The organism is Streptomyces sp. E2N166, from assembly GCF_003671715.1.
Lineage (GTDB): Bacteria > Actinomycetota > Actinomycetes > Streptomycetales > Streptomycetaceae > Streptomyces > Streptomyces thinghirensis.
Map to the genome: position 1 here is coordinate 551,735 of NZ_RAIF01000012.1, position 8,997 is coordinate 560,731.

At 74.2% G+C, this 8,997-nt stretch carries 9 protein-coding genes; 4 read left to right on the forward strand and 5 right to left on the reverse strand.

Annotation, left to right across the window (positions count from 1 at the left end; translation table 11 throughout):
• The coding region (locus EBH09_RS38735) for an HtaA domain-containing protein (RefSeq protein ID WP_238697258.1) at positions 1-624 on the reverse strand (624 nt) is incomplete at its 3' end.
• A 77-nt stretch (positions 625-701) separates the two neighbouring features.
• Complete coding sequence (locus EBH09_RS10210; protein WP_121746694.1) at positions 702-2,129, reverse strand: HtaA domain-containing protein; 1,428 nt, start codon at positions 2,127-2,129, stop codon at positions 702-704.
• Between the two features lie 102 nt (positions 2,130-2,231).
• Here EBH09_RS10210 and EBH09_RS10215 point away from each other — a divergent pair, with 102 nt between their 5' ends.
• The 4 genes from EBH09_RS10215 (at position 2,232) to EBH09_RS10235 (ending at position 6,511) form a co-directional block, all read left to right on the forward strand.
• Positions 2,232-3,269 (forward strand): ABC transporter substrate-binding protein, encoded by a 1,038-nt coding sequence (locus EBH09_RS10215; RefSeq protein ID WP_121746695.1) that lies wholly within the window; start codon positions 2,232-2,234, stop codon positions 3,267-3,269.
• Complete coding sequence (locus tag EBH09_RS10220) at positions 3,266-4,363, forward strand: iron ABC transporter permease (RefSeq protein WP_121746696.1); 1,098 nt, start codon at positions 3,266-3,268, stop codon at positions 4,361-4,363. The genes EBH09_RS10215 and EBH09_RS10220 overlap by 4 nt, the downstream gene beginning before the upstream one ends.
• Positions 4,360-5,226, forward strand: coding sequence for a heme ABC transporter ATP-binding protein (locus EBH09_RS10225; RefSeq protein ID WP_121746697.1), 867 nt, complete (start codon positions 4,360-4,362; stop codon positions 5,224-5,226). The genes EBH09_RS10220 and EBH09_RS10225 overlap by 4 nt, the downstream gene beginning before the upstream one ends.
• A 283-nt stretch (positions 5,227-5,509) precedes the next feature.
• Entirely contained in the window at positions 5,510-6,511 is a 1,002-nt protein-coding gene (locus EBH09_RS10235; protein ID WP_193776220.1) for a hypothetical protein, read from the forward strand.
• Between the two features lie 22 nt (positions 6,512-6,533).
• Here the strand turns inward: EBH09_RS10235 and EBH09_RS10240 are convergent, their stop codons facing one another.
• From EBH09_RS10240 to EBH09_RS10250, 3 genes are all read right to left on the reverse strand, one after another.
• Positions 6,534-7,265, reverse strand: a complete 732-nt coding sequence (locus tag EBH09_RS10240; protein ID WP_121746699.1) for a bifunctional DNA primase/polymerase — start codon at positions 7,263-7,265, stop codon at positions 6,534-6,536.
• A 106-nt stretch (positions 7,266-7,371) separates the two neighbouring features.
• Positions 7,372-8,022 carry a TetR/AcrR family transcriptional regulator gene (locus EBH09_RS10245; RefSeq protein WP_121746700.1) on the reverse strand — a complete coding sequence of 217 codons (651 nt, stop codon included), beginning with the start codon at positions 8,020-8,022 and terminating at the stop codon, positions 7,372-7,374.
• Positions 8,023-8,170: 148 nt separating this feature from the next.
• The coding region (locus EBH09_RS10250; protein ID WP_121746701.1) for a small ribosomal subunit Rsm22 family protein at positions 8,171-8,997 on the reverse strand (827 nt) is incomplete at its 5' end.

Consider the following 8,997-nt stretch of genomic DNA (forward strand, 5'->3'; position numbering starts at 1 on the left):
CGGGGAGGGCTCGGTGGTGGGGGCGCTCGTGGTGGGCGTGGGGCTGGGTGCCGGCGGCGCCTTCCGCACCACCGTCAGCGGGTCGCCCGCCGCGCCGTTGTAGCTCGCGCTGCCGAAGACCTCAGCGGCCTCCTCGGTCAGCGTGGTCGCCATGTCCGTCATCTCGCGGGTGACGGTGACCGTCGCGAGCGGCACGTCGTCCTCGGTCGTGCCGCCCCGGGTCACGTCGGCGGTGATCTCGGCGTCCTCGCTGTCGAACCTCACGTCCGACAGCGTGAGCGCGAAGCCGTGCGCCTTGGACTCGATGGCCAGGCTGCCCTTGAAGGCGAGGTTCATGGTGTGCGCGGTCGAGTCGTAGGCGCCCGTGCCGTCGACGAAGGTGAACGCGCCGTTGCCGGCGGCCTGCTTCGCGCCGTCCGCGGGAGTGAAGCCGCCCTTCGCGAAGGTGGCGACGTAGGTGCGGTACGACTGCTTGATGCCCCACGTCAGCTCGTAGTCCTTGAGCGGGACCTCGGCCGCCGAGGCGGTGGTCGCGCCGGCGGTGGCGAGCGCGGTGGCGCCCAGGGCGGCGGCCGTCGCCACGGCGGCGGCGAGTGCGGTGGAGCGGCGTCGTCTGACGGGCATGGCTCGGTTCTCCTTGGGTGGTGGGGCCGCGGGCGCGCGGTCCGGTGCGGGTTCGGCCTTCGTCCGCGGCGGTGGGTTCAGCCCTCGTCCGCGGGGGACGCGGCGGGCTGTGCGCGGCGCCTGCGGACGGCGACGGCCACGAGGGCCGCGGCCACCAGCAGCAGGGCGCCGGCCGCGAGGGAGACGGGCAGGGCGGGGAAGTCGCCGTCGTCGGTGGCGCTCGCGACGGGGTCGGCGGAGGGCTCGGGTCCGGTCGTCCGTTCCGCCTGCGGGCTCGCGCTCGTCGTGGGAGCGGTGCCCAGGTCGGGCAGGGCGGGCAGTTCCGCGTCGGCGGTGAGGGCGACGGCCAGGGAGACCGGGTCCATCACGGTGCCCGCTCGGTACATGCCGCCGAATGCCTCCGCGCCGCGCGCGGTGAGTTTCGCGGGAGCCTCGGTGATCTTCACCAGGCCGTCGGCCGGCTTCAGGCCCTCGGCGGCGAAGGTGACCAGGGGCACCTTCTCGCCCTTGAGGCCGGGGCCCGCCACGTCGGCGTAGAGCGTGCCCCTGCCGTCCTCGACGGTTGCCCGTACGGCACTGAGGCTCAGGTCGAGGCCGTGCGCGCCGGTGAAGCGCACCGCGCCCTCGAAGGCGGCGGCGAGGTCGCCGTCCTCGTACGTGCCCTCGCCGCCGGGGAAGCGGAAGAGGGCGCCGCCGTCCTGGGCGCCGGCGGTGAGGGCCCACTCGCCGTCGGCGATGTCGCCGGTGACGTACTCGCGGAAGGTGCGGCGTACGCCCCAGTCGACGGCGCCGTCCTCGATCGCGCCGCCGGAGGTCCGCCTCGGCTCGGGCGACTTGCGGGCCTCGGCGGGCGTGCTCGACGGCTTCGGCTCCTGCTGCCGCGCCGCCGCCTGGACGTCCACCGACAGGCTGACCGGGTCGAGGGCGGTCCCGGCGGTGTAGTACCCGGCGAACGACCTGGCGCCCTGGGCGGTGAGGGTGGCGGGCAGGTTGTCGAGAGCCACGGCGTCGCCGCCGCCCTTCATGTCGATGCCGCCGACGGAGAGTGCGGCGAAGGGCACCTGACGGGACGTCGTGACCGCCCCGGTGCCCTTCGCCTTGCTGGTGACGTCCACGAAGAGCGTGCCGGTGGAGCCGGAGATGCTCACGGTGGGACGGCTGACGGTGAGGTCCAGCTGATGGGCGCCGGCGCCGGTGCGGTGCCCGAGGAAGTGCACGCCGCCGGAGAAGGCGGCACGGAAGGCGCCCGTGTCGCCGTCGTAGGCGCCGGTCGCCGAGTGGAAGCGGAAGGCGCTGCCGCCGACGGTGGCCGCTCCGCCGGTCAGGGAGTAACTCCCCTTGGCGACGGGCCCGGTGACATAGCTCTGGAACGACGACTTGATGCCCCAGTCGAGCCGTCCGCCCTGCACGGTCCGGCTCTCGGCGTGCGCGGCGGTCACGGGGAGCAGGGCTCCGAGGACCGCCGCGCACAACACGGTGACCAGGGTGCGAAGACGGGCGGGCATGCGAAGTCCTCCGGATCGGGGGGCCGGTAGCGAACGAAGGTAAGGCTAACCTAAGCTCTAGCCGACTGATACTGGCGGTCGACGAGAGGAACGGACACCACCGTGCGACGCTTGCGGAACCGACTGGCGGGAGCACTGCTGTCCGTGCTCGCCCTGACCCTGACCGCCACCGGATGCGCGGGCTCCGCCGAGGCGGAGTCCGGCACCGGGACCGGCTCGGGGGCCGCCGCGGCGACGGACCCCGTCGCCGACCGGGTCGAGCCGCTCGCGAAGAGGCCCGAGCCGAGGCTCCCGGTGAGCGTCCGCTCGGCCGACGGCGAGCGGGTGACGGTGGAACGGGCCGAGCGCGTCGTCCCGCTCTCCGGCAGCCTCAGCGAGATCGTCTTCACGCTCGGGCTCGGCGACCGGGTCGTGGCCCGGGACGTCACCGCCACCTTCGAGCAGGCGGCGAAACTCCCCGTGGTCACCCGGGGCCACGACGTCTCCGCCGAGAGCGTGCTGTCGCTCAGGCCGGACCTGGTGATCGCCGAGACCACCACCGGGCCGGAGGAGGCCGTGGACCAGATCCGCGCCGCCGGTGTGCCGGTGCTGTTCGTCGAGGCGGCGAGGGGCCTGGACGACGTGGGCCCGCGCATCCGGGCGGTCGCCGGCGCGCTCGGCGTACCGGCGGCCGGGAGGGAACTGACACAGCGCTCGGAGGACCGGATCACGGCCGTGCGCGAGGACGTCGAGGACGTCTCCCACGGCGACCGGCCCCGCGTCGCCTTCCTGTACCTGCGCGGCTCGGCCTCCGTCTACCTCATCGGCGGCAGGGACTCCGGCGCCGGCTCGCTGATCGAGGCGGCAGGCGCGGTGGACGCCGGGGCCGCCTCGGGCCTGGAGAAGGACTTCACCGCCATCACCAGCGAGGCGCTCGTGAAGGCGGCGCCCGACGCGATCCTCGTGATGAGCAAGGGGCTCGAATCGGTCGGCGGCGTCGACGGGCTGGTGAGGATCCCCGGCGTCGCCCAGACCCCGGCCGGACTGGACCGCCGGATCGTCTCGGTCGAGGACGGCGTACTCCTCAACTACGGCCCGCGCACCGACCAGGTGCTGAAGTCGGTCGTGGCCCAGCTCTACGGCGAGGACGGCGCCCGGTGACCGTACTGGACAAGCCGATTCGCCCCGGGGCGCCCGCCGGGCCTGCCTCTCCCCCGCCCCGCGGCCGGCGCACCGCCGCCTGGCTGCTGACCGCCGCCCTGGTCGCCGGCCTCCTGCTCCTCGTCCCGGTCGCGGCCGGCACCGGTGCCTACCCGATCCCGGTCGGCGACGTGCTCGGCTCACTGCTGAACCGGAGCGGGCTCGGCGGTACGGAGCTGGACCGGGTGGCCGAGTCGGTGCTGTGGAACGTGCGGTTCCCGAGGATCGTGCTGGCGCTGCTGGTGGGCGCCTCGCTGGGCTGCGCGGGCGCGCTGATGCAGGGCGTTTTCGGCAACCCGCTCGCCGAGCCGGGGGTCATCGGCGTCTCCTCGGGCGCGGCGGTCGGCGCGGTCGCCGCCATCGCGTTCGGTCTGAACTTCCTCGGCACCTGGACGGTGTCCGTCTTCGCGTTCGTCTCCGGCCTGGTCACCGTCCTGGTGGTGTACGCGATGTCCCGCTCGGGCGGCCGCACGGAGGTCGTCACGCTGATCCTCACGGGCATCGCGGTGAACGCCTTCGCGGGGGCGCTGATCGGGCTGTTCCTGTTCTTCGCGGACACGGCGGCGGTCAACCAGATCACCTTCTGGCAACTGGGCTCGCTCGCCCAGGCGACCTGGCCGAAGGTGCTCGCGGTACTGCCCTGCGCGGCGCTCGGACTCGGGCTCGCCCCGCTGTACGCCCGCCGCCTCGACCTCCTCGCGCTGGGCGAGCGCCCGGCCCGGCACCTGGGCGTGGACGTGGAGCGGCTGCGGGTCGTACTCGTCCTGGTGATCGCGCTGCTGACCGCGGCGGCCGTGAGCGTGGCCGGGGTCATCGGCTTCGTCGGACTCGTGGTCCCGCACCTGCTGCGGATGGTGGCGGGCCCCGGACACCGGTTCCTGATCCCGGGCAGCGCGCTGCTCGGCGCGCTGGTGCTGCTCGCCGCCGACCTGGCGGCCCGCACGGTCGCCGAGCCCGCCGAGCTGCCGCTCGGGGTGCTGACGGCGCTGCTGGGCAGTCCGTTCTTCTTCTGGCTGCTGCGCCGCACCCGGCGCAGGCAAGGGGGTTGGGCATGAGAGGCACGAGCACGAGGACCGTGAACGCCAGGGGACTGCTGCGCCTCGTACCGTCCCGCCCGGTGCCGCCGCCCCCGGCCGCGCCCGGCGACGTCCTCGCCGAGGCCGAGGGCCTGCGCGTCCACCTCGGTGGCCGGCCGGTCCTCGACGGCGTGTCCGTCACCGTCCGGGCGGGCGAGCTGCTCGCCCTGGTCGGCCCCAACGGGGCGGGCAAGTCCACCCTGTTGGGGGCGCTGTCCGCCGATGTCCCGGCCGACGAGGGGGTCGTACGCGTCCACGGCCGTCCGGTGACGGAGTGGTCCGCGCCGGAACTGGCGCTGCGCCGGGCCGTGCTGCCCCAGTCGGCGTCGCTGTCGTTCCCGTTCCCGGTCGAGGAGGTGGTCCGGATGGGCCGGGCGCCCTGGGCGGGGAGCGACCTGGCGGACGAGGACGACGCGGCCGTGGCCGAGGCGATGGCGCGCACGGAGGTGACCGGCTTCGCCGGGCGGCCGTACTCCGCGCTCAGCGGCGGCGAACGGGCCCGGGTCGCGCTCGCCCGGGTGCTCGCGCAGCGCGCTCCCCTGCTGCTGCTCGACGAGCCGACCGCGGCACTGGACCTGCGGCACCAGGAACTGGTGCTGCGGCTGTGCCGGGAGCGGGCGCGGGCCGGGGACGCGGTGGCCGTCGTACTGCACGACCTCTCACTGGCGGCGGCGTACGCGGACCGGGTCGCGATCCTGCGCGCGGGGCGGGTCGCGGCCGGCGGGCCGCCGGCGGAGGCCCTCTCCGAGGGGCTGCTGTCCGAGGTCTACGACCAGCCGGTGGAGGTACTGCCGCACCCGCGCACGCGGGCGCCGCTGGTCGTCCCGAGGCGCGAGCCGTGACGTGGGATCACGGCGTGGCCGCTGTACCCGGTCCCGGCGCCCGCGCGCTCAGGACCTGTCCGGCGGATCATGCCGCGGACACGGGGGCCGGCACGCCCGTCCGCGGCGTTGCCGTCGGTTGCCAGGGCTCCGCCCCGTCGCCCTCCTCCGCCTTGCAGCTGACGCACCAACCCCCGCTCACCCGCGCTGATCGGGCGCCGTCGCTTTCCTGCGACCTGGTCCGCCGGACAGGCCCTCGCCCCGGTAGGGTTCGCCTCCGGGAAGGGGAAGGTGAAGCAACCTGATGAGCAGGGATCGCGGCCCTCGTTGGCCCCGCAGGCTTGACCGGAGCACGCTGATAGCGGCCTCGGCGACCGCTTTGTCGTTGACGGCGAGCGGATGCGTGGTGGTGCACGGCGAGCGCGAGGTGCTCCCGTCGACCACGCGGGCCGAGGCCGCGAAGGCGCTCCAGCAGTTCACCTCCGCCTACAACGCGGCCGACAAGGCCTACGACCCCTCCCTGGACGCCGATCACACCACCGGCGCCCTCGCCGCCATCGACTCGGCGCGGCTGGAGGCGGGCCGGGCCAACAATCCGGACGGCAACCCGTCGCACACGCCGCTGGAGCTGACGGACGCGAAGTTCACGATCCCGAAGAAGGCGGGCTGGCCTCGCTGGTTCGTCGCGGACACCAAGGCCAACAAGGGCGGCGACGCCCGCTGGCTGCTGGTCTTCACCCGCGACGGCCTGGAGGAGACCTGGCAGGCGGCCTATCTGACGCTGGTCGCGCCCGACAAGATGCCCGAGTTCAAGACCGACCGGGACGGCTGGGCCGAGGCCGTCCCCGCGAACTCCACCGGCCTGGCAGTTCCGCCGGCCGACCTGAGCAGGGACTACACGGCGTATCTGAAGGACGGCGGGAAGACCTTCGCGGACGGCGCCCACACCAGTTCCTGGCGGGAGTTGCGCGAGAAGCGGTCGATCCGTCCCGGCCTGGTCACGCAGTACATCGACGAGCCGCTGACGAACGGCGACCACGCGCCGCTGGCGCTGCGCACGGAGGACGGCGGGGCGCTGGTGTTCTTCACCACGCGGCACTTCGAGAAGCAGACCTGGGCGCAGGGCGCGTCGGTGCCGACGCCGAGCAAGGACGTACTGGCGCTGACGGACGGCGAGATCAAGCAGTCGCTGACGATGGAGTTCGTCTCCAACGGGGTCGCGCTCGACCCGGCGCGGGGCGCGGGGGACGGACAGGTGTCGGTGCTGGGGCGGGTCCAGGGTCTTACGTCGGCGAAGGGCGAGTAGCGGCAGGTGGCGCCGTGCTCGCTCAGCGGCGCGAGGGCCAGGCCGTGCCCGCGTGGTCGCTCTCCTCGCCGGCGTGCCGGGCACAGGCGTCGGTGAGGATCTCCAGCAGGGTCAGCGGGTCCGGCAGCGGGTGCTCCGGGCCGCGCACCCAGTGCACCGTCCGGTCCTCACCGGGCAGGCGGGCGGGGGGTACGAGGACGTAGGAGCCGCGGCAGTGCCAGCGCAGGCCCGGATGCTCGTCCATCGTCTCGGGGTGGCAGTCCAGCTCGCAGGGCCACCACTCGTCCTCCTCCTCGGGGGTGCCCCGGGTGAGGGTGAACATCAGCATGCGGCCGTCGTCGCTCTCGGCGACCGGGCCGACCTCGATGCCGGCGTCGAGCAGGCGCCGGAGCGCCTCGCGACCGGCCTGGAGGGGGACGTCGAGGACGTCGTGCACCATGCCGGTCGCGGTGATGAAGTTGGCCTCGGGCTGGTGACGGGCCCAGCGCTCGATCTGCGCGCGGTCGGTGGTGGACTGCGTCTGCCAGGCGAACGACACCGGGTGCCGGGCGGGGGTGGGACAGCCGACGCGGTCGCACGAGCAGCGGTATCCGGCCGGGTGCGCGGCGGGCGCCAGCGGCAGTCCCGCACCGGCGGCGGCGAGCAGCAGATCCTCCCGGCCACCGTCACCGGCGGCCTCCTTGGGGCGGCGTCCGCGCAGCCACTGGGAGAGTTTGCCCTGCAGGCCGCTCCGACCGCCGAACTCCGCGCTCATCTATCCCCTTCGCCTCGCCGTCGTGCGCTCCAGCATGCCCTATGGTCGCACCATTCGGCGCTTCGGGGTCGGGAAGGGACAAACTTCCCTGGTCAGGCTTCTTTGGTCATCGCGGAGCGAGCCCGTGGAGCGCGTAGTCGACGAGCGTGTCGGTGTAGGCGTGGGAGATGGGCCCGGTGTGCTGCAGCCAGCGCTGGGCGAGCGGGGAGACGAAGAGCTCCAGTCCGATGCGCGGGTCGATGTCCGGTCGCACGTGACCGGCGTCCTGGGCGGCGCGCAGCCGGTCGGCGTGGAGCTGGAGCGACGGCTCCAGGAGCCTGGTGACGAACTCCCGGCCCAGCTGTTCGTTGACGACGCCCTCCGCGGCCAGGGCGCGGTAGGGGGCCTCGAACTTCGGATCGCGCAGTTCGTCGACGGTGGCGCGCAGCACGGCCTTGAGGTCGGCGGCGAGGTCACCGGTGTCCGGGATGGCGTACGCCTCCTCGCCGGCGGCCTGCACGGCCCGCTCCCCCAGGTCGAGGAAGGCCTCCAGCAGGACGTCGGCCTTGGCGGTCCACCAGCGGTAGATCGTCTGCTTGCCGACACCGGCGCGGGCGGCGATGCCCTCGATGGTGGTCTTGGGGTAGCCGACCTCGGCGACGAGGGCGAGAGCGGCGTCGTAGATGGCCTGACGGGACCGCTGACTGCGTCGGGTGGCGTCGGGATGCGGCCTGTCGGGCGCGGGAGTCGGGGCGTGGGCTGGTTTCTGAGCGGCCATGTCCCGAATTTATCAGGTTGACAAGACGGAACGTCTCGCCGACAGCCTGTGCGGCAGCGGCAGCGGCAGCGGCAGCAGGCACAGGAAGGCGAGCCCGCGAGCGACGAGACGTCGTGAGCGGGACGACGCGTGAGCGGGGTGGACGCCCCTACCGCGTAGGCGGATCGGTCTCCGGCTCCGGCTCCGGCTCCGGCTCCGGCTCCGGCTCCGGCGGGGGCCAGGGATCCCCCCAGTCCGCGTCGCGGGCGGCCTTGTACAGGTCGCCGTGGCGCTTGGTGACCGTCCGGCGGCGAAGCTGCTCGTCGGGCTCGCACAGGTCGAGCAGTACCTGCCCCTTGCGGATCTGCGGACGCCGGATCACCCGGGCGTGGGCGGGGTCGACCGGGAGCCGGGTGGCTGCGACATAGCTGAACTTCTCGTCCTCGTAGGCGAGGGAGCCGCCCTTGACCTGGCGGTGCAGGGAGGAACGGCTGACCCGCGCCGCGAAGTGGCACCAGTCCGTGCCGGGGACGATGGGGCAGGCGGCGCTGTGCGGGCAGGGGGCGGCGACCTGGAACCCGGCGGCGATCAGCCGGTCGCGGGCCTCGATGACCCGGGCGTACCCGTCCGGGGTGCCGGCCTCCACGATCACGACGGCCCGCGCGGCGGAGGCGGCGGCGTCGACGAGGGCGGCGCGGTCGGTGCCGGTCAGCTCGTTGAGCACATAGGAGACGGTGACGAGATCAGTGCTCTCGACCGTGAGCGCCGCTCCGATCCGAGAGCGCTGCCAACGCACGTCGCGCAGGGCCGGGTGGGCGGCGGCGATCTCCCGGCCGAGGGCCAGCGCGGGCTCGGCCCAGTCGAGCACGGTCACCGGACGGACGCCGCCCCAGGTGGCACTGGCGGCCCAGGTGGCCGCGCCGGTCCCGCCGCCGACGTCGACATGGCTCCCGGGCACCCAGCCGGGCACGGCGTCCGCGAACGCCGCCAGCGCGG

Bases quoted from the DNA above. Each gene is read 5' to 3' on its own strand.
- EBH09_RS10245 (WP_121746700.1), bottom strand. From the start codon at position 8,022: ATGGCCGCTCAGAAACCAGCCCACGCCCCGACTCCCGCGCCCGACAGG.
- EBH09_RS10210 (WP_121746694.1), bottom strand. From the start codon at position 2,129: ATGCCCGCCCGTCTTCGCACCCTGGTCACCGTGTTGTGCGCGGCGGTC.
- EBH09_RS10235 (WP_193776220.1), top strand. From the start codon at position 5,510: ATGAGCAGGGATCGCGGCCCTCGTTGGCCCCGCAGGCTTGACCGGAGC.
- EBH09_RS10240 (WP_121746699.1), bottom strand. From the start codon at position 7,265: ATGAGCGCGGAGTTCGGCGGTCGGAGCGGCCTGCAGGGCAAACTCTCC.
- EBH09_RS10225 (WP_121746697.1), top strand. From the start codon at position 4,360: ATGAGAGGCACGAGCACGAGGACCGTGAACGCCAGGGGACTGCTGCGC.